The sequence below is a fragment of the Reinekea sp. genome, assembly GCF_982785585.1.
The window spans coordinates 99,869-117,947 of record NZ_CEYAVF010000001.1 but is presented as its reverse complement, the minus strand read 5'-3'; the positions used below and the strand labels follow the sequence as shown (position 1 = coordinate 117,947).

The following is an 18,079-nucleotide window of genomic DNA, read 5'->3' as shown; positions in this document are numbered from 1 at the left end:
TACGAACTAAGGAACAACCCATGAGCGAATACAGTCTTTTCACCTCGGAAAGCGTCTCAGAAGGCCATCCCGATAAGATGGCCGACCAGATATCCGATGCCATTCTCGATGCCATTATCGGTGCCGACCCCCACGCCCGAGTGGCGGTGGAAACGCTGGTCAAAACTGGCATGGCGGTCATTGCCGGCGAGGTGCGCACCTCGACCTACGTCGATCTGGAAGATATTGTGCGCGGTGTCATTCTCGATATCGGCTATGACTCCTCCGATGTGGGCTTCGACGGTGCCTCCTGCGCCGTGCTCAACGCGATCGGCAAGCAATCACACGATATCGCCGTCGGTGTCGATGAGGCGGGCGACAAGGATCTCGGTGCTGGTGACCAGGGTCTGATGTTCGGTTATGCCACCAATGAAACCGACAGTCTGATGCCCGCGCCGATCTTTTATGCCCATCGACTGGTCGAGCAACAGGCCAAGTTACGCAAGAAAGGTGTTCTGCCTTGGCTGCGCCCCGATGCCAAATCTCAGGTGACGCTGCGCTACGAGCACGGCAAGCCGGTGGCCATCGACGCGGTGGTGCTATCAACCCAGCACAACCCGGATATTGCTTTGTCCGATCTGCGCGAAGCGGTGATGGAGACTATTATCAAAGAGGTGTTACCGACGCAGTGGCTGCACAAAGATACCCAATACCATATCAACCCGACCGGTAACTTTGTTATCGGCGGCCCAGTGGGTGACTGTGGCCTAACCGGGCGAAAGATTATTGTCGATACCTATGGCGGCATGGCCCGTCACGGTGGCGGTGCCTTCTCGGGCAAGGATCCGTCTAAGGTCGACCGTTCGGCCGCCTATGCCGTGCGCTACGTGGCGAAAAACATCGTCGCGGCCGGCCTAGCCGACCGTTGTGAAATTCAGGTCTCTTATGCCATTGGGGTCGCCGAACCGACCTCCATCTCGATCAATACCTTCGGCACCAACAAGGTCAGCGAAACGCTCATCGCCCAACTGGTGCGCGATAACTTCGACCTGCGCCCGCGCGGTATTATCGAGATGCTCGACCTGCGCCGGCCAATCTACCGTCCGACCGCGGCCTACGGCCACTTCGGTCGTGCCGGCTTTAGCTGGGAAAATACCGATAAGGTCGACGCCCTAAAAAGTGGCGCCGGGCTCTAATTTTTGCGCGCGACTCGCGCCAGCATGCTGGACTCACCGTCCAGAACGTCCATATAGATGGGTTGCGCCAGAGGCCGGCCCATCACCGAAATCTCTTATTAAGGAACAGACTATGACAACTTTTACCGATTACCAGGTCGCCGATATGTCATTGGCCGACTGGGGCCGCAAAGAAATCGCCATCGCCGAAAGTGAAATGCCGGCGCTTATGGCACTGCGTCATAAGTATCGTGCCGATCAGCCATTGGCCGGTGCGCGCATCATGGGTTGTATCCATATGACCATTCAAACCGCCGTGCTCATCGAGACGCTGATCGACTTAGGCGCGGCCGTGCGTTGGTCTTCATGCAATATTTTCTCAACCCAGGATCATGCGGCGGCCGCTATCGCGGCGGCGGGCATCCCGGTATTCGCCTGGAAGGGTGAAACCGATGATGAATTTTTATGGTGTATTGAACAGACCATCCTTGCGGGTAAAGACGGCACCGAGGTCTGGGACGCGAACATCATTCTTGATGATGGCGGCGATCTGACCGAAATGGTTCACAGCAAATACCCACAGCTGCTAGCGCAAATTCACGGTATCTCGGAAGAAACCACCACCGGTGTACACCGATTGCTGGATATGTTGGCCAAGGGCGAGCTCAAGGTACCGGCGATCAATGTCAATGATGCGGTGACCAAGGCTAAGAACGACAACAAGTACGGCTGTCGTCATTCCTTAAACGATGCTATTAAGCGCGGCACCGACCACCTGTTGGCCGGTAAAAAAGCCCTGGTAATCGGCTACGGTGATGTCGGCAAGGGTTCGGCGGCGTCTCTGCGTCAGGAAAGCATGATCGTCAAGGTATCGGAAATCGATCCAATCTGTGCGATGCAGGCCTGCATGGACGGTTTTGAGGTTGTGTCTCCCTACAATGACGGTATCAACGACGGTACCGCGGCGAGCATTAACTTACCGTTGCTGCACAACACCGACCTGATCGTGACCACCACCGGCAACACCAATGTCTGCGATAAATATATGTTGGCCGCGGTCAAGAAAGGTGCCGTAGTCTGTAACATCGGTCACTTCGATAATGAAATCGACACCGCCTTTATGCGCACCTCATGGCAGTGGACCGAAGTGAAGCCGCAAGTTCATCAGATCTATCGCAGCGCCGCCAGTGATGACTTTATTATCTTGCTGTCCGAAGGACGTCTGGTCAACCTGGGCAATGCCACCGGCCACCCAAGCCGTATCATGGACGGGTCGTTCGCCAACCAGGTCCTGGCGCAGATGTATCTGTTTGAACGTAAGTTCGCCGACTTGCCCGCTGCCGAGAAAGCCGCTAACCTTTACGTCAAAATATTGCCGAAAAAATTAGACGAAGAGGTGGCCGCCGAAATGGTCAAAGGCTTTGGCGGGGTGATGACCACGCTGACCGAAACCCAGGCCAACTACATCAATGTACCCGTGGCCGGACCCTACAAGCCTGAAGAATATAAATATTGATTAGGAGCCGCCAGGCGCCTACAGCCAGCCGCACTACTGACTCGGTCAGGGCGCGGCTGGCGACTCAATCCCGATCACAGAGAAGACTATTATGAATACCCCAGTACCCGTCAGTTTTGAGTTTTTCCCGCCTAAAACCGACATCGGCTATGACAAATTATTGACGGCCCATGACGAATTAAAGATTGCCCAGCCGGAATTCTTTAGTGTCACCTATGGCGCCGGTGGTTCCACTCAGGAACGCACCATCAATACCGTTATTGAATTGAATAGCCGCGGGGTCCCGGCCGCGCCCCATCTGTCCTGTATCGGTTCGAACCGGGCTACGGTCCAGGCTCTGCTCGAGCAATATCAGGCGGCCGGTATCAACCGCATTGTGGCGCTGCGCGGCGACTTACCCAGTGGCATGCGCGGCACCGGGGGTGATTTCAACCATGCCTCGGATCTGGTCACCTTTATTAAAGCCGAATTTGCCGATACCTTCAGTATCGAGGTCGCGGCCTATCCGGAGATGCACCCGCAAGCGAACAGTTTTGATCAGGATGTCGACCATTTTGTGGCCAAGGCCAAGGCCGGCGCCGACAGCGCCATCACCCAGTATTTTTACAACATCAATGCCTACAAACATTTCGTCTCCGAAGTGCGCCGGCGCGATTGCGATATCGCGATCGTGCCAGGTATTATGCCGATTACCAATTTCACCAATCTGGCACGCTTCTCCGATGCCTGTGGTGCCGACATTCCCCGTTGGATGCGTCAGGCGCTGCAAAGCTGTGGCGATGATGTCACCCGAATTCAGCGCATTGGCCTGAACTTTGTCGTCGATCTGTGTCAGGAGCTCATTGTCGCCGGGGCGCCTAAGTTGCACTTCTACAGCATGAACCAGTCGGCACCAACGCTGGCGATCCTAGCCCAACTGGAAGGTTTTAAAGCATGACTGTTACCGCCTTTATCGATGGCCAATATGGCACCACCGGCCTGCAAATACAGAGTCGATTAGAAGCCCACCCCGATGTCGAGTTACTCAGCATCCCGGAAGCGCAAAAAAAAGATCCACAATTGCGTGAAACCTATCTGAATCGGGCCGACGTGGTGTTTTTGTGCCTGCCCGATGAAGCCAGCCGCGCCGCCGTGGCCCTAATCAGCAACCCCGCGACGGTGATTATCGATGCCTCATCGGCCTTTCGCGTCGATCCGGCTTGGGTCTACGGCGTGCCGGAATTGGCGGGGCTGCGGCCTAAAATACAGACCAGCAATCGCATCGCCAATCCCGGTTGTTACCCCACCGGCATGACGCTATTGACGGCACCCTTGGTGGCCGCCGGCCTTCTGCCCCGAGCCTATCCGCTCACGGTACAGGCGATCACCGGTTACAGCGGTGGCGGCAAGGCGATGATCGCCGATTATCAAGGCTTTGATCGAGGTCAAGCCGAAACCGCCGCCGCGCGACTGAAGAATCTTGATTTAAACCATAAACATCTGCCCGAGATGCAGCACATTGTCGGGCTCGATTTTGCCCCGGTCTTTGTGCCCACCGTCGGTAATTTCGAGCAGGGCATGCTGGTGTCAATTGGCTTGCATGAGGCAGCCCTAAGCGGCAGCGCCGAGCAAGTCTATGTCGCGCTGGCCGAAGCCTATCAGGCTGAACCGTTTATCACCCTGTTTCCGCTCAACGATCAGAGTCAACTCGAGGACGGCTTCTTGGCGCCGACTCACTGTAATGGTACAAACCGGATTGAGCTCTTTGTCTTCAGCGCCGACCAGCGCATCTATCTGGTCGCGCGACTGGATAACCTGGGCAAGGGCGCATCGGGTGCCGCAGTGCAGAACATGAATTGCCGCTTCGGCTTGCTCGAAACCACCGGTCTACTGGTATGAAGGGGCGCTTCCCGATCGGCCTGTTCCTGGCGCTCGGGCTGGCCGCATGCAGCGGCGCAACCCCGGCCACCGATGCGGCCCCGCTCAACCCTGCCGACATAAGCCCTAGCCCGGATCAGCCCGGATCAGTAGCAACGGTACCCTCGGTGATCTTTATCCAGTACCTCAATCAACAGGCGCCGGCGCTCTTGTGTGAACAGGATGCTGCTATTGGCTGCCTGAAGTTGCCTGCCGAACTTTGCAAGGCCGCGGTGGCGGAATCGGCGCAGCGCTGCGGACCCCTGTTACTGGAGCGCTGGCCGAGTAGTTTCCCCGAAGATGCCGACAATGCGATGCTTTATTCCTATCAATATCGGCAGTGTATTTTAGCCGATTGGATCCAGAATTTTGGTCTTACCGCCGAACGCCTAGCGTCCTGTGGCGCGGTGGCCACGCCATGAGAACGATTCGCGCCTGGGTACCTGAGGCCGAGTCACTCGAACAGGTTGTGGCGCTGCCCGCGTCTGTCTTTCAGCATCTGGTTAAGGCTCTGCGGCTCGATAATGGCGCGCAGGTCGAGGTCTTTAACGGCCGGGGTCAACGCTTTAATGGCACGTTGACGAATATCGGCAAGAAAGCGGCGAATCTGTTACTCAGTGAGCAACTGGTGGCGACCGAGGCATCCCCGCTGGTTAGCCATCTTGGCTTGGTGATGTCGAAGGGCGATCGCTTCGACTACGCCGTGCAAAAGGCCACTGAACTGGGCGTGACCAGCCTCACCCCGTTGACCAGTGAGCGCTGTGACCTGCGCTTAGCGCGTGACCGCTATGAGAAAAAACTCAGCCATTGGCATGGCATTATGACCAGCGCCTGTGAGCAGTCCTATCGCGACACCCTACCCATACTGCACCCTATTCAGTCGCTCAACGATTGGGTACTGGCGCAACGCTCAGCTCTGAAACTGGTCTTCCATACCGCGGCACAGCAACCGCTTTGGCCCGCTGAACGGCCCGATTCGGTCAGTTTTCTGGTCGGACCGGAGGGCGGTCTAAGTGGGTCGGAACTGGCTTTCGCCCAGCAGCAGGGCTTTACCCCATGGCAGCTCGGACCGCGCATTCTGCGTACTGAAACCGCACCGGTGGTGATATTAAGTTTGCTCCAGGCCCGCTGGGGCGACTTTTAGACCCAACGCCTGGTCGTCTAGTCGCCTAGTCGCTATTACCGAGGCGGTGGGCGATCAAGTAAAGACCCACTAACAGCGTGGTTAGGCATAGCAATAGCCACGGAAAGAGCGCGAGCGAAAACTGCGTGACCAAGAGCCCGATCGAGCCCGGCAAGATGGCGATACCCAGGCTAGCGGCGGTGACTTGCAGGCCGATCGCGTTGTTAAAGTGTCTCGACCCGACCCGATTAAGGGTATCCGAGACCAAGGCCGGGTACATCGGCGCATAGGCAAAGCCGATCACCACCAAGGCCAGCAAATTGGTCAATAGGCTTAGGTTAAGCGCATAGGCCAGAGCACCGACCAGAGCCAAAACTAGGCTCAGGGTCATCAACTGATTTTGGCTGATCCGGCTCGACACAAAACCCATCACAATACGACCGACGGTAAACATACCCCAATAGACACTGACCCAAGCACCAGCCTGGGCGGTGCTCATACCCCGGACGTCGGTCAAGAGGCTAAAGGTCCACAGCCCCATGGAAAACTCCAGACCGGTGTAACAAAAGAATAGCGCCATACTCAGCCAGACGCGGACATTGCCAAAGGACTCAAGCATACCGGTGTTATGGGCATCTGCGGCATGGCTAACGACCTCAGCCGCACCTTCTGCGGGGGCACGTTGGACCACCAACCACAGTCCCGCGGTGACCAAAAACAGGATCATTAAGAGCAGTTGAATCACCGAATGTATCTGATAACCCAGGCGCCAGTCGTACTCATGAACCAGCACCCAGGTCATAACCACCGGGCCTAGGGTGATGCCGACCCCAAAGCTGGCATGCAGCCACTGCATCAGGCCGGCACTGAAGTTCTTGGCGATATAGCCATTGATGGTCGCGTCGGTTGCCCCGGCCGCCAGGCCGATCACGGCGCTGGCCACGGCGATCCAGGCGAGCGAGGGTGCTAGCGTATAACCGAGCAGCGCGGTACCGGTGAGCAGGCAGCTCAGGCTGAGCAAACGGCCAATCCCCAACCAGCGCCCCATGCGCGCACTGAAAAAACCGCTCAATGCCGCACCCAGGGTCGCCGCCAACACGATAATGCCGTTCGCCGCGAGCGGCTGATTGAGATCAACCCGCATAAAGGGCCATGCGATGCCCAGTAAAGCGTCGGGGAGACCGAGCGAAATAAAAGCGATAAAGGCCAGCATAAGCAGGTAAAAACGGGTACGCATAAGATGGGTCCGAGTGATGGGTCGTTGGCTGTCGGCCCGGTCGATACGGTACGGCGAGCTGGGAGGCCTAATCATACTGATCACCTTTTGCGATTGCACGCAGGATGGGCGGTCAGGCTTAAATCGACGAGCCGGGTCGACGCGAATTTTGTGACTTTCTGCTGTTCCCATGGCGCCTCAGGCTCGTAAAATAGAGCCCTATGCACAGCGAAGGAGCAGTGGCATGACGACGTCAAGCATGATCGTGGTAATGGTTTTCATCTTCGGTGCGGGCTCTTGGTTGATTCTGCAGCAGGTCAGAGCATTAGCCCGTAGTGCCGCCGATACCGAGGAACAGCTGGGCCGACAGGTTGCCGAGCTGGAACGGCGAGTACAGACCTTAGAACGCATCGTGACCGATAAGCGCAGCCAGCTCAACGATCAGATCGACAGTCTATAGCAACGCTCCAATCGGCCCCCGCCTTACCAGCTAAACAACCGGTTGGCATTTTGATAGGACTGTTCCAAAACCTCTTCGACGCTAACTGCCTTTACTTCGGCTATCTTTTGAATAATAAAGGGCAGGTATTTGGGTTGATTGGGTCGACCCCGATACGGGATTGGCGTTAAGTAGGGCGCATCCGTCTCGACTACGAAACCCGACATCGGCGTCGCCGCTAAGACCTCACGCACATTTTCGGCCTTGTTAAAGGTGATGATACCGTTGAAACCAAGCATAAAACCCTCAGCCAAACAGTATTCGCCCAGGGCCAAGCCCGAGGTGAAGCTGTGGATAACGCCCTTGCCCTTCAGCTGACTGGAAAAGTTCTGCAGGATGGCTCGGGTGTCGTCATCGGCATCACGGGTATGGACCACGATCGGCTGATCCAACTCCACCGCGATGGCCAGCTGGCGCTCAAATACCGCACGCTGGATGGCTCGATCGGCATGGTCGTAGTGGTAATCCAGACCGATCTCCCCGATGGCGACGATCTTCGCGTCGCGACCATGACGCAACAGCTCTGCCGCCGTCGCCTCGGTAAAGAGTTCGGCATCGTGCGGATGCACGCCCTGGGTACCCCAGATCATCGGATGTTCGGTCAGTTCACGCACCCGCGCTAGATTGCTTGGCGACACGGCAATGGTGACGATCTTTTCCACATTCACGGCGGCCGCATCGGCAATCACCTGGTCGAGCGCCTCACCTTCCAAATAGTCCAGATGGCAGTGAGTTTCGATTATTGGGTGGTCAAATACGGGTATCTCGTGCTGTTTCTTACTCATTGGGCATTCGGTCCGGTCGCGGGCTGGTCGGCACAGTTTACCCATTCGGCGTTCAGTTGCCAGTGCACAGGCCAACTCACCCTAACCTTAATGAAGCGATCGCCAAAACAGGTTAGACTGCGCGCAAAATCATCACTGGAGTCCGATCATGCGCCGAGATCTAGCGTTCAACTTTTCACGAGTGACCGAAGCGGCCGCTCTGGCCGGCTATAACTGGCTGGGTCGCGGAGATAAAAACAAGGCCGATGGCGCCGCCGTGGAAGTGATGCGGGCCATGCTCAATAAGATCGAATTTGACGGCGAAATCGTGATCGGCGAAGGCGAGATCGATGAAGCGCCGATGCTCTATATAGGTGAAAAGGTCGGTACCGGCGTCGGCGATGCCTGTGATATTGCCGTTGACCCCATCGAGGGGACGCGTATGACCGCAATGGGCCAATCCAATGCCATCGCCGTTATGGCTATCGGTGAGAAGGGCGCCTTCCTAAAAGCGCCCGATATGTATATGGAGAAGCTGGTCGTTGGACCGGAGGCCAAGGGCTTTATCGATCTGACCCTACCCTTGGAGCAGAATATTAAGCTGGTCGCCAAGGCATTGAACAAGCCATTGCGGGATTTGGTCGTCGTGACCTTAGCCAAACCGCGACACGATCCGGCCATTGCCCTGATGCAGGGCATGGGCGTGCGGGTCTTTGCCTTACCCGATGGTGATGTCGCCGCCAGCATCCTGACCTGCATGCCGGAAAGTGAGGTCGATATGATGTATTGCGTCGGTGGCGCCCCAGAAGGGGTGATCTCGGCCGCGGTCATACGAGCATTGGGCGGCGATATGAACGGTCGCCTGATGTTACGCACCGAAGCCAAAGGCCACGATGCCGAAACCATAAAGATTGCCGAGAGTGAGGCACGTCGTTGTGCCGAGATGGGCGTTGAGACCGGTGTCGTGTATCAGCTCAACGATATGGCCCGATCCGATGATGTGGTGTTTTCGGCCACCGGCATTACCAAGGGGGATCTGCTGGAAGGTGTGACCCGAAAGGGCAACCTAGCGACTACCGAGACCTTGCTGATTCGGGGCAAGAGCCGAACCGTCCGTAAGATCCACTCGACCCACTATCTGGACCGAAAAGACGAAGATATCAAGGATGTGATTCTCTAGTCAGGCCGTTCTGAGCGGCGCCCGACTGACGGGGCCGCCCGCTCACCCTAATATCGCGCTCAAGCCCGCTTAGCGTTCGAACGGATAGCTCGGCCCCCAGGTCTTACGCAGCCATTCCAGATAGCGGGCTAACTGCACACTGTCTGCCCAACTGTGCTCCACAACCGCCAGCTGGCCAAGCCCAATGGCATCGTTTACCCGCTCAAATTGGTTGCCCCAGCCACGATTGAGCAGCACTCCGTATTCGCTCGTCACCGGTTTGCCGGTCTCGCCCCACTGGAGCGCATTGCACGCAAACCAAGGCGTTTCGAGTTCAACCCAACCCTTTGACCCGGAGATACAGGCCTTGGTCGGCAGGTGGGCATCCAGCCGATAGGCTAGGTGGGCGGTTTTGCCGTCGGCATAGGACAGCAGCAGATCCGCCGCTATATCGACCCCGGTTGGCCCCAATACCACTCGGGCTTGGGTCTGGTCGGGGTAGCCGAACACAGAGAGGGCCAACATGATCGGATAGAGGCCTATATCGAGCAACGCGCCACCGGCCTGGGCCGGGTCGAGCAAGCGGTGATGGACCTGACTCATATCATGGGCAAAACCGAAACTCGCGCTGAGGTGTTGCACGGTGCCAATACGCCCGGCGGCTACCTGCCGATGCAGCGACTGGTAGAGCGGATTGAATTTGGTCCACAAGGCTTCCGCGCAAAAACGCTGGTTGCGCTCGGCCGCCGCAAACACCGCCGCCGCCTCGGCCTCAGACAGGGCCATGGGTTTTTCCACCAAGACATGTTTACCGGCATTTAAGGCGGCAATGGCCTGTGGGGCATGATGGGGATGGGTGCTGGCAATATAGACGGCATCGATCTTCGGATCGGCCAAGAGCTGCTCGTAGTCGTCGTAGGCAGCCGTCAAGGCGTGAGTTTCGGCGAACGCCTGGGCACGCACCAGCGAATGTGAATAGACGGCTGAAAATCGACCATTGACGATCTGAGCCACATCCTGCAAAAACTGACCGGCCATATTTCCGGTACCGATAACGGCCCAACGTAGCATAGTGTTCCTTACCCCGGCGGGGCTTACCTGGCTTTGGCAGCCATTGGTGAAAGGGTCTGTCATTCCGACCCCGCTAGCAATGGACAGGGGTCGATCCTTATGGCGAACTAATAGCCCGTATTGGCCAAAAACTCCGTGGCTCGAGCTACCCGCGATGCCATGCTCGGTTTGTATAGCACCGACACCTTAATCCACGTTGCTTCTTGCTGATACCAACGATGGGACTGAATCCGCGATTCGGCATCAAAAAATGCATACTCAGCTTGCGGCCCCGAGAAGGTCAAAGGATCCTGGATCGCGCCACCGACTGCGGCACGATCCTGTGCCGCCACCAGGAGCACCAGCTCGTTAAAATCGCCGCTCAACGGACCCGTTTGAACCATAAAGGACATCCCTTTAAGCGTCAGGCCCCAGGCCTGGGTCGCACCGCTGTCCTGAAAGACCGGTTCGGCCTCCCAGCGGACCTTCAGGCCGCCATCAAGCTGCTGCCAATAGTAGGCCGGCGCATCGATTGGCGCCGATCGACTTGGCCATTGGGCGTAAAAAAACCCGATCGAGAGCGCGATTAGAATCCAGCCGGTGGGTTCTTTGAGCAGGCGGGGCAACTTGGTCGATGTTTTCATAGGCTATGCTTAACTGATCATTGAGGCCGCCATCATAAAGAATCCCGCCTGGGCTGTCAGGAGCGCGGCCAATTAAATGCATTCGGCGACGTCAACACAAGCCCTCCGCGCATTGGGCGCTCGAGCCTTGTGAATTTGTATTCTCGAGCGCGGCCAGATTACTTTTGCATTTTCGAAAATTCCGAGTCCAGGTCAAATCGCTTCGATGTCACATAGCGTTCGATCTGCTCGGTTCGTTCGACTATCTTCGCCATCCGAGCCTGTGCGGTGCGCAAGCGATCTGTTGGGCTCAAGGGATAGCGAAACATATTGATGGGCCGATTCTGACGCATATCTTCATCGTAGCGATAGGGCGGCGCCGTACTGTCGTCATTCGGCCGGGGTGCCATGGCGATCCAGGCGCCCAAATAGGCAAAGAACATCAATGAATTAAAAAATATTAAACCACCCAGCGCGGCTAACCGGATCACCCAATGATCGACATTGAGATGGTCGGCCAAGCCCGCGCAGACACCGGCAACCTTTCTGTCGCGAGTATTGCGGTACAGACCCATGCCGAATCCGTTACGCCGACGAGCCCACCAGTCTTCCGGCGGAAAACCATTGCTATGCTCTGGGTTGGCTTGATTAGGGTGTTTATGTGAACGTTTCATGTGCCCTCCTATTCCCGGTCTGCGTCACGCCGCCAGCGGGGGTTGCGATCATCTAAAATGGACTCCAAGGTGGCCATGCGGGTCGACAGGGTATCCAATGTTCGCAGCAGGTCGTCGAGGATGAGCTGATCTTCATTGGCCAGTCCACGACTGGTCTTACCCTTAGCCCGATAGTGCATGACCAGCCAGAGCGGCATGACCACGACCATAAACAGAACGGTCGGCACCATCATAAAGTCTAAAAATTGCATTTTTTACTCCCTTTATTAATAGGCTGCTTGGGTCACCCAGTGCGGCCCGGCAAGTCAACCTTATCAGCCTTGGTCGGTGCTTTTCAAATCCGCTTTCAGGCGCGCTAATTCGGCATTGATTGCCTCATCTTGGGCCAGGGATTCGATTTCATTTTTTAGACCTTGCTTATTATTTCGACCCAGATCGTCGGCCTCCAACTGACTTTCCATCGAATCCATCTTGCGTTCATAGTGCTCAAATTTTTCGAACGCGTCCTGCAGTTGCTCACGATTCAGCTGACCCCGGGTGCGCATGCGGGTGGACACTGTTTTCTGGCGCATCAACAAAACTTTTTGTTTGGCTTTGGCATCGTTTAACTTTAACTGCAGCTGACCAATTTCATTGCCCAAATGCTCGAGGTGATCGTCCAGGGCATTAAATTCCTGCTCTACCGCCGTCACTTCATCGGTTATCGCCTGCTTTTCGGCCAAGGCTGCTCGAGCCAGGTCTTCACGGTTTTTTCCCACCGCCAAACGCGCCTTGGCTTCCCAATCGTCGGCGTCATTACGCAGTCGACCGAGGCGACGCTGGACATCTTTTTTATCGGCAATCACGCGTGCCGAACTGGAACGAACTTCGACCAGCGTTTCTTCCATTTCCTGAATAATCAGTCGAATCATTTTTTCCGGGTCTTCTGCCCGATCCAATATGGAATTCAGGTTACTGTTGATGATGTCACTTAATCTTGAAAAAATGCTCATTGTTACTCTCCTAATATTTCATAATAACGTCACATGGCTGGCCGTTTGGCCTCGACCGACTTAGCGCAACGGCCAACGACCCAAGGCTTCGATCGCCAGTGCAATCAAGCCAAAGCCGATCAACCCGGCCCAAACCACCGTGACGGCGGCTAAGGCACTGCTGAGCGTGATCAGCCCAAGATACAGCGGTGTTCGTTGCGACATCTCCATCGTCTGAGTGCTCCCGATCAGGGTTGATTCGTTGTCTAACCTTATTCTTTGCTAATTGTTTTATTACGTCTGTCTTGTCTATTACATCTATAACATCCATAACGTCTATTACAGTTTCCATGCCAAAAACCTAAGCAGTTGATTTACAAGGCTATTAAGATAATGTGACCTATAGTCACTCGCATTGATTAACTTATTAGACTAAGTTATTTAGTCAATACGACGAAAAAGGCCTGCCCATGTCTGCCAACCATCAACTTCGACTTATCGGTGAGAGTTCGGCCTTATCGGATGTGCTCGACCAGGTTTCACGTGTTGCGCCACTCAATCGCCCGATCTTGGTGATCGGCGAGCGCGGTACCGGCAAAGAATTGATCGCGGAGCGTCTGCATTTCTTGTCGTTGCGCTGGCAACAACCGTTACTGAAAGTAAATTGCGGCGCGATCAGCGAATCCTTGTTGGACGCCGATCTGTTTGGCTATGAACCTGGGGCCTTCACCGGGGCAAACCGAGTTCACAAGGGTCGCTTCGAACGAGCCGATGAAGGCACGCTGTTGCTCGATGAATTGGGCAGTATGTCAGCTGCGGTCCAGGAAAAGGTGCTGCGGGTAATCGAGTACGGGGAGTTCGAGCGACTGGGCGGGCAAAAGACGCTGCAGGTCAATGTGCGCATCGTTGCCGCGACCAATGAAAATTTACCCCAGCTGGCGGCACAGGGTAAGTTTCGCGAGGATTTGCTCGACCGCCTGGCATTCGATGTCATTACCATTCCACCCTTGCGAGCGCGCGAAAACGATGTGGAGCGCTTGGCCGAGCACTTTGCCATTAGCATGAGCATTGAATTAGGTTGGCAGGACTTCCCCGGCTTCAGTGCCAAAGCCACCGCACAGCTGAAAAACCACCCCTTTTATGGCAATGTCCGAGAACTGAAAAATGTTGTCGAACGCAGCATCTATCGCTGGGGCACTCCGAGTGCGGCCATTGGCGAGTTGGTATTGGATCCATTCGACTCGCCCTGGGCTCCGGCAGCCAAGACCAGCCAGAGCGACCCAGGTAGCCATCTAGGCTTTAGCGAGCAGGTCGCCCGATACGAACTGATGCTCTTATCCCAAGCGCTCGACCAAAATGATCAACACCAGGGTAAGGCCTCAGATGCGCTCGGGCTGACCTATCATCAATTTCGCAGTCAGTTAAAGAAACACGGTCTCATCGGCAAAGATAAGGTCGGCTGAGCGGAGGCCGGACACAAAAAAGCGCGCCATCGGCACGCTTTTTTTGGGGCTGACGGGCCAATCGGCTCGTTAGACTGCTTCGCTGCCAGTTTCGCCGGTGCGGATACGAATAACCTGTTCCAATGGCTGGACAAAAATCTTACCGTCGCCGATCTTACCGGTCGCTGCGGCATTGGTGACGGCTTCTATAACGCCATCGACCTTGTCGTCATCGATTGCAATTTCAAGCTTAATTTTCGGCAAAAAATCGACTACATATTCTGCACCGCGATACAGTTCGGTATGACCCTTTTGCCGACCAAAACCCTTAACTTCGGTCACGGTAATGCCCTGAACGCCTACTTCTGACAACGCTTCACGAACGTCATCCAATTTAAATGGCTTGATGATGGCAGTAACTAATTTCATAAATCATTCCTTAGTTTATTTCTTAACCCTATTAGATAAAGATCGGGTGTTACGCAATGGCACTCTTATGTGCAAGTCTAGCAGCCAAAGCTCGGCGCTGCCGACGGGCGGACTAGAGGTCGCTCGAGTGATGCAACACTCGGCTGACGATGCCATATTCAATAGCTTCGGCAGTGGTCATCCAGTTGTCGCGCTCAATGTCGATGCGCACTCGCTCAATCGGCTGCCCAGTTTGCGCCGCAATAATCCGCGCCAAGCGCTCTCGCATGGCAATGATTTGTTGCGCCTGTATTGCAATATCACTGGCCTGACCGCCGACGCCGCCAGATGGCTGGTGAATAAGGAAACGCGTATTCGGCAAGCAATAGCGATCTTCTTTAGCCGCTGCCAAAAAAATGTGCGTTCCCGCACTGGCTACATAACCGGTCCCGATGACCTTAACCCGCGGTGCGATAAACTGCACTATATCGTGGATGGTATCGCCCGCTTCGACGTGGCCACCCTGGCTATTGATAAATAATACGATGTCGTCGTCTGACGCTTCAGCCAAGGCCAGCAGTTGGGCGGAGACCTTTTTGGCCATCGTTTGGTTGATTTCTTCGCAGATAAGGACTTTACGCCCGGTAAATAGGCGTTCGCCAACTGGATCAAAGGTTTGTTCTGGCTTCACGGGGTTCTCCTGTCATGAATTCTATGCGGTCAGTATAGCCAAACTGGGCCAGCTGCACCGCCATACTTTTGTTTTAAGGTATAGAGGTTGACACACTCGGTCGGTCTTATCAGACCTTATGGTACCCCGTAACCGACATCAGGGTCGCGTCGAATTCGGCGTGGGTAATTGTCACATCAAAACCCCTGTCGCTTGCAGGTTCCAAATTTAGGAGACCGACTGCAAGCTTTCGAGCGTTTCCGCCGCGTCCATCCAGACCAGTTCGGCGCCATCCAATTCACCGCGCAACTGGCTCTGCTGCTTGATTAGACGCTGAAGCTTTTCTTTTGCCGCTGCATCATACAGTGTTGCGTCCGATAACTCATTTTCAATGCCTGTTAGGTCTTTTTGCAGTCGTTCCATCAACTGTTCGGCTTTTTTGAGCTTCTGCTGCACTGGCTTTAATTTTTCCCGCTGCACGGCTCTGGCCTGACGGCTGGCCTTGCGCTCGTCAATGCTCTCCTCGCCGGCGACCTGACTCCGCTGCGAGCCGGTTTGCGGCGCCTTTAACATGGCCTGGAAGTAATCATCCAAATCGCCATTGTAGAGCTCTACACCACCGTTTCGGACCCACCAAAACTGTTCCGCGGTGGAATTAAGCAAATACCGATCGTGGGATACTAAAATTACTGCGCCCTCGTATTGTTGCAACGCCAAATTCAAGGAATCGCGCATCTCCAAATCCAAGTGGTTGGTCGGTTCGTCCAACAACAGAAGATTTGGCTTCTGCCAAGCAATGAGGGCCAATGCCACACGGGCTTTTTCACCACCGGAAAAGTTTTTCACCGGCTCGTCCGCACGCATGCCTGAGAAGCCAAAGCGGCCAACGAAATTCTTGATGTCCTGGTCTTTCGCGACATCATCGATGCGACGAATATGTAGATAGGGGCTTGCTAGGTCATCGAGCGACTCCAACTGATGCTGGGCAAAGTAACCGACCTTAAGATTCTGGCCGCGCGTGACCACCCCCTGCAGCGGTTCTAGGTCACCAGAGAGGGCCTTGATCAGGGTCGACTTACCGGCGCCGTTCACCCCCAATAAGCCCAGACGCATGCCCGGATGGAGGCTCAGGTTGATGCCCGACAACACCGTCTTGGTGGGATAGCCTAGGTTGACGTCTTTGAGGCTGACCACCGGATCCGAGACTCGACCGTCGGTGCTAATACTCAGATCGTAGCCATGGCTCATCAACAATGGTGCGTTCATTGTCAGGCGTTCGAGCATCTTGACCCGGCTTTGCGCCTGCTTGGCTTTGGAGGCTTTGGCCTTAAAGCGCTGCACGAAGGACTCTAAATGCTCCTTCTGCTTCTGCTCTTTGTTGAAGGCTGCCTGGTGCTGTGCCATCCGTTCCGCGCGCTGACGCTCAAACTGACTGTAGTTGCCGCGATACAGTTGGAGCTTTTTCTGTTCGAAGCTCACCACCTGAGTGGCTACGCCATCCATAAAGTCACGATCGTGGGAAATAAACAGCAGTGTACCTTGAAACTGCTTCAGCCACCCTTCGAGCCAAAAACAGGTATGCAGATCCAGGTGGTTGGTGGGTTCATCGAGCAAGAGCAGGTCAGACGGGCACATCAGGGCACGGGCCAAATTCAACCGAACTCGCCAACCACCGGAAAAGGAATCGACCGGATTGGTGAATTCCGCCTCGGCGAAACCCAAGCCGGCCAATAACTGTTCGGCCTGATAACGCTTATTAAAGGCCTGATAGGTGTCCAACGCGCCAAGCTGCTCGGCCACGGCATGGTCGTCGTTACGGCTTTGTGCCTGCTCCAGTTGCTGTTCTAGCTTGCGCAACTGTTGGTCGCCATCGAGCACAAACTCGACGGCCGAACGATGCACCGCGGTAACTTCCTGCTCCATATAGGATAGCCGCCACTGATTAGGCATCAGGCAATCGCCTTGGTCGAGAGTCAGGTCACCCTGTAGCACCTTGAATAGCGACGTTTTGCCGGTACCATTGGCACCAATTACCGCAAGGCGCTCGCCCGGATTAATTGTCAGAGATGCTTGCTCCAGCAATGGCTTTCCACCAAGCTGTAGAGAAATATTTGAGAGTTTTATCATGGGGCAGGAGTTTACCAATGCGTTGCAACAGACGCCATTGTGGCGTTTCGCTAATCGAGTCTATTTGCCAAATAAAATAGCGCTGCTCGCCTGGCAAGACGATTATGCAGCCCAGGTGAACGATATAATCGCCATCGCCTTCGCCTTACAGCAAGGACTTAGCTTACCCGCCTGTTGGTGGCAAGACGACTCGGTGACTCACTTAAGACCCTTGATAGGACGCGTTCGCCACTACCGAACTGGCTTGGACGGAGCGCTTAAACGTAACGCCCTAACTTTTGAGTTGATGCTGGAAGGACTGGATATTCAGCTGCTACAGGCACTTTTTGTTGATGCGGAGCTTGGATCGGGCGATCTTGTCGAGCACTATGCACTTTCTTTGGGCGTAAAAAAGGGAGCTCTCGCTCCCCTTATCCAAACCCTGCTCAGGGTTACCGATTCAACTTAAGCGTTAGCGGCTTATACGTCCTTTTTTGAATCGAACAGGCTGCGACCTTCTGCCGCTGGGACATTGGCGGTTACGGCTGCTGCCGGCTGGTTTTCGACCGGCTTACTCATGCCCGTCGGCTCGGCAAGCGCCATTGGCTTCGCGGCTGGCGTATCTTTTTTCGCAGGTGCGACAGGCTTGGGGGCTGCTTTTTGGGCGATTGCCTTCTTAACAGGCGCTTTTTTCGCAACTGCTTTTTTAACCGCGGCTTTTTTTGCTACCGGAGCTTTGGCGGCGGCCTTCTTAGCAACCGGTGCCTTGGCAACCGCTGGCTTAGCGACTGGCTTCTTGGCAACCGCT

Annotated in this window: 22 protein-coding genes; 10 read left to right on the top strand and 12 right to left on the bottom strand. The window is 55.3% G+C overall.

The features are described from left to right. Nucleotides 1–20: 20 nt before the first annotated feature. The 6 genes from metK to AC4FIC_RS00600 all read left to right on the top strand — a co-directional run bounded on the left by metK (nt 21) and on the right by AC4FIC_RS00600 (nt 5,710). Nucleotides 21–1,175 carry a methionine adenosyltransferase gene (gene metK, locus AC4FIC_RS00625; RefSeq protein WP_100255657.1) on the top strand — a complete coding sequence of 385 codons (1,155 nt, stop codon included), beginning with the start codon at nt 21–23 and terminating at the stop codon, nt 1,173–1,175. 112 nt (nt 1,176–1,287) lie between these two features. Further along, nucleotides 1,288–2,670: an adenosylhomocysteinase gene (gene ahcY / locus AC4FIC_RS00620; RefSeq protein ID WP_100255656.1), complete on the top strand. Its 1,383-nt coding sequence runs from the start codon at nt 1,288–1,290 to the stop codon at nt 2,668–2,670. Nucleotides 2,671–2,761: 91 nt separating this feature from the next. Then, entirely contained in the window at nt 2,762–3,607 is an 846-nt protein-coding gene (metF, locus tag AC4FIC_RS00615) for a methylenetetrahydrofolate reductase [NAD(P)H] (RefSeq protein ID WP_100255655.1), read from the top strand. Continuing rightward, nucleotides 3,604–4,548, top strand: a complete 945-nt coding sequence (gene argC / locus AC4FIC_RS00610; protein WP_100255654.1) for an N-acetyl-gamma-glutamyl-phosphate reductase — start codon at nt 3,604–3,606, stop codon at nt 4,546–4,548. Before metF ends, argC begins: the two co-directional genes overlap by 4 nt. Then, on the top strand, nt 4,545–4,988 hold the full coding sequence (locus tag AC4FIC_RS00605) for a hypothetical protein (RefSeq protein WP_273285024.1): 444 nt from the start codon (nt 4,545–4,547) through the stop codon (nt 4,986–4,988). The genes argC and AC4FIC_RS00605 overlap by 4 nt, the downstream gene beginning before the upstream one ends. Then, nucleotides 4,985–5,710: a 16S rRNA (uracil(1498)-N(3))-methyltransferase gene (locus tag AC4FIC_RS00600; protein ID WP_100255652.1), complete on the top strand. Its 726-nt coding sequence runs from the start codon at nt 4,985–4,987 to the stop codon at nt 5,708–5,710. Before AC4FIC_RS00605 ends, AC4FIC_RS00600 begins: the two co-directional genes overlap by 4 nt. A 25-nt stretch (nt 5,711–5,735) precedes the next feature. Here the strand turns inward: AC4FIC_RS00600 and AC4FIC_RS00595 are convergent, their stop codons facing one another. After that, on the bottom strand, nt 5,736–7,001 hold the full coding sequence (locus tag AC4FIC_RS00595) for an MFS transporter (RefSeq protein ID WP_273285028.1): 1,266 nt from the start codon (nt 6,999–7,001) through the stop codon (nt 5,736–5,738). A 148-nt stretch (nt 7,002–7,149) separates the two neighbouring features. On the opposite strand from AC4FIC_RS00595, the gene AC4FIC_RS00590 reads away from it, so the two are divergent. Continuing rightward, a complete protein-coding gene (locus tag AC4FIC_RS00590) occupies nt 7,150–7,365 on the top strand; it encodes a hypothetical protein (protein WP_227003722.1) in 216 nt (71 codons plus the stop codon). A 23-nt stretch (nt 7,366–7,388) separates the two neighbouring features. Here the strand turns inward: AC4FIC_RS00590 and AC4FIC_RS00585 are convergent, their stop codons facing one another. Beyond that, nucleotides 7,389–8,189, bottom strand: a complete 801-nt coding sequence (locus AC4FIC_RS00585; RefSeq protein ID WP_100255649.1) for a TatD family hydrolase — start codon at nt 8,187–8,189, stop codon at nt 7,389–7,391. A gap of 148 nt (nt 8,190–8,337) precedes the next feature. Here AC4FIC_RS00585 and glpX point away from each other — a divergent pair, with 148 nt between their 5' ends. Then, complete coding sequence (gene glpX / locus AC4FIC_RS00580) at nt 8,338–9,348, top strand: class II fructose-bisphosphatase (protein WP_100255648.1); 1,011 nt, start codon at nt 8,338–8,340, stop codon at nt 9,346–9,348. A gap of 69 nt (nt 9,349–9,417) precedes the next feature. Here glpX and AC4FIC_RS00575 read toward each other — a convergent pair whose 3' ends face one another. The 6 genes from AC4FIC_RS00575 to AC4FIC_RS00550 form a co-directional block, all read right to left on the bottom strand. Continuing rightward, entirely contained in the window at nt 9,418–10,398 is a 981-nt protein-coding gene (locus tag AC4FIC_RS00575; protein WP_273285031.1) for a Gfo/Idh/MocA family protein, read from the bottom strand. A 107-nt stretch (nt 10,399–10,505) separates the two neighbouring features. After that, the gene (locus AC4FIC_RS00570) at nt 10,506–11,021 is read right to left on the bottom strand and encodes a hypothetical protein (protein ID WP_100255646.1); all 516 of its coding nucleotides are present in this window, start codon (nt 11,019–11,021) and stop codon (nt 10,506–10,508) included. A 158-nt stretch (nt 11,022–11,179) separates the two neighbouring features. Then, nucleotides 11,180–11,674 (bottom strand): PspC domain-containing protein, encoded by a 495-nt coding sequence (locus AC4FIC_RS00565; protein WP_100255645.1) that lies wholly within the window; start codon nt 11,672–11,674, stop codon nt 11,180–11,182. Between the two features lie 8 nt (nt 11,675–11,682). Beyond that, nucleotides 11,683–11,925, bottom strand: a complete 243-nt coding sequence (gene pspB / locus AC4FIC_RS00560; RefSeq protein ID WP_100255644.1) for an envelope stress response membrane protein PspB — start codon at nt 11,923–11,925, stop codon at nt 11,683–11,685. 63 nt (nt 11,926–11,988) lie between these two features. Next, nucleotides 11,989–12,666, bottom strand: coding sequence for a phage shock protein PspA (pspA, locus tag AC4FIC_RS00555; RefSeq protein ID WP_273285035.1), 678 nt, complete (start codon nt 12,664–12,666; stop codon nt 11,989–11,991). Between the two features lie 60 nt (nt 12,667–12,726). After that, on the bottom strand, nt 12,727–12,870 hold the full coding sequence (locus tag AC4FIC_RS00550; RefSeq protein WP_158524244.1) for a hypothetical protein: 144 nt from the start codon (nt 12,868–12,870) through the stop codon (nt 12,727–12,729). 245 nt (nt 12,871–13,115) lie between these two features. Between AC4FIC_RS00550 and pspF the strand changes: the two genes are divergently transcribed. After that, a complete protein-coding gene (gene pspF, locus AC4FIC_RS00545) occupies nt 13,116–14,108 on the top strand; it encodes a phage shock protein operon transcriptional activator (protein WP_100255642.1) in 993 nt (330 codons plus the stop codon). Nucleotides 14,109–14,177: 69 nt separating this feature from the next. Here pspF and glnK read toward each other — a convergent pair whose 3' ends face one another. The 3 genes from glnK to AC4FIC_RS00530 form a co-directional block, all read right to left on the bottom strand. Beyond that, nucleotides 14,178–14,516 carry a P-II family nitrogen regulator gene (gene glnK, locus AC4FIC_RS00540; protein WP_273285040.1) on the bottom strand — a complete coding sequence of 113 codons (339 nt, stop codon included), beginning with the start codon at nt 14,514–14,516 and terminating at the stop codon, nt 14,178–14,180. 112 nt (nt 14,517–14,628) lie between these two features. Beyond that, nucleotides 14,629–15,186 carry an ATP-dependent Clp protease proteolytic subunit gene (locus tag AC4FIC_RS00535; RefSeq protein ID WP_100255640.1) on the bottom strand — a complete coding sequence of 186 codons (558 nt, stop codon included), beginning with the start codon at nt 15,184–15,186 and terminating at the stop codon, nt 14,629–14,631. Nucleotides 15,187–15,393: 207 nt separating this feature from the next. Continuing rightward, nucleotides 15,394–17,292: an ABC-F family ATP-binding cassette domain-containing protein gene (locus AC4FIC_RS00530; RefSeq protein WP_273285043.1), complete on the bottom strand. Its 1,899-nt coding sequence runs from the start codon at nt 17,290–17,292 to the stop codon at nt 15,394–15,396. Between AC4FIC_RS00530 and AC4FIC_RS00525 the strand changes: the two genes are divergently transcribed. Next, a complete protein-coding gene (locus tag AC4FIC_RS00525) occupies nt 17,291–17,740 on the top strand; it encodes a DUF2390 domain-containing protein (RefSeq protein WP_100255638.1) in 450 nt (149 codons plus the stop codon). The two genes, AC4FIC_RS00530 and AC4FIC_RS00525, sit on opposite strands and share 2 nt — an antisense overlap. A gap of 11 nt (nt 17,741–17,751) precedes the next feature. Here AC4FIC_RS00525 and AC4FIC_RS00520 read toward each other — a convergent pair. Then, a partial coding sequence (locus AC4FIC_RS00520; RefSeq protein ID WP_490359362.1) for a hypothetical protein occupies nt 17,752–18,079 on the bottom strand: 328 nt, incomplete at its 5' end.

Excerpts from the sequence above, each read along its gene's own strand:
- ahcY (WP_100255656.1), top strand. The coding sequence starts at position 1,288 with ATGACAACTTTTACCGATTACCAGGTCGCCGATATGTCATTGGCCGAC.
- pspB (WP_100255644.1), bottom strand. The coding sequence starts at position 11,925 with ATGCAATTTTTAGACTTTATGATGGTGCCGACCGTTCTGTTTATGGTC.
- AC4FIC_RS00600 (WP_100255652.1), top strand. The coding sequence starts at position 4,985 with ATGAGAACGATTCGCGCCTGGGTACCTGAGGCCGAGTCACTCGAACAG.
- glpX (WP_100255648.1), top strand. The coding sequence starts at position 8,338 with ATGCGCCGAGATCTAGCGTTCAACTTTTCACGAGTGACCGAAGCGGCC.
- AC4FIC_RS00595 (WP_273285028.1), bottom strand. The coding sequence starts at position 7,001 with ATGATTAGGCCTCCCAGCTCGCCGTACCGTATCGACCGGGCCGACAGC.
- AC4FIC_RS00585 (WP_100255649.1), bottom strand. The coding sequence starts at position 8,189 with ATGAGTAAGAAACAGCACGAGATACCCGTATTTGACCACCCAATAATC.
- AC4FIC_RS00550 (WP_158524244.1), bottom strand. The coding sequence starts at position 12,870 with ATGTCGCAACGAACACCGCTGTATCTTGGGCTGATCACGCTCAGCAGT.
- AC4FIC_RS00590 (WP_227003722.1), top strand. The coding sequence starts at position 7,150 with ATGACGACGTCAAGCATGATCGTGGTAATGGTTTTCATCTTCGGTGCG.
- metF (WP_100255655.1), top strand. The coding sequence starts at position 2,762 with ATGAATACCCCAGTACCCGTCAGTTTTGAGTTTTTCCCGCCTAAAACC.
- argC (WP_100255654.1), top strand. The coding sequence starts at position 3,604 with ATGACTGTTACCGCCTTTATCGATGGCCAATATGGCACCACCGGCCTG.
- AC4FIC_RS00525 (WP_100255638.1), top strand. The coding sequence starts at position 17,291 with ATGGGGCAGGAGTTTACCAATGCGTTGCAACAGACGCCATTGTGGCGT.
- AC4FIC_RS00575 (WP_273285031.1), bottom strand. The coding sequence starts at position 10,398 with ATGCTACGTTGGGCCGTTATCGGTACCGGAAATATGGCCGGTCAGTTT.
- AC4FIC_RS00570 (WP_100255646.1), bottom strand. The coding sequence starts at position 11,021 with ATGAAAACATCGACCAAGTTGCCCCGCCTGCTCAAAGAACCCACCGGC.
- glnK (WP_273285040.1), bottom strand. The coding sequence starts at position 14,516 with ATGAAATTAGTTACTGCCATCATCAAGCCATTTAAATTGGATGACGTT.
- AC4FIC_RS00605 (WP_273285024.1), top strand. The coding sequence starts at position 4,545 with ATGAAGGGGCGCTTCCCGATCGGCCTGTTCCTGGCGCTCGGGCTGGCC.
- pspA (WP_273285035.1), bottom strand. The coding sequence starts at position 12,666 with ATGAGCATTTTTTCAAGATTAAGTGACATCATCAACAGTAACCTGAAT.
- pspF (WP_100255642.1), top strand. The coding sequence starts at position 13,116 with ATGTCTGCCAACCATCAACTTCGACTTATCGGTGAGAGTTCGGCCTTA.
- metK (WP_100255657.1), top strand. The coding sequence starts at position 21 with ATGAGCGAATACAGTCTTTTCACCTCGGAAAGCGTCTCAGAAGGCCAT.
- AC4FIC_RS00530 (WP_273285043.1), bottom strand. The coding sequence starts at position 17,292 with ATGATAAAACTCTCAAATATTTCTCTACAGCTTGGTGGAAAGCCATTG.
- AC4FIC_RS00565 (WP_100255645.1), bottom strand. The coding sequence starts at position 11,674 with ATGAAACGTTCACATAAACACCCTAATCAAGCCAACCCAGAGCATAGC.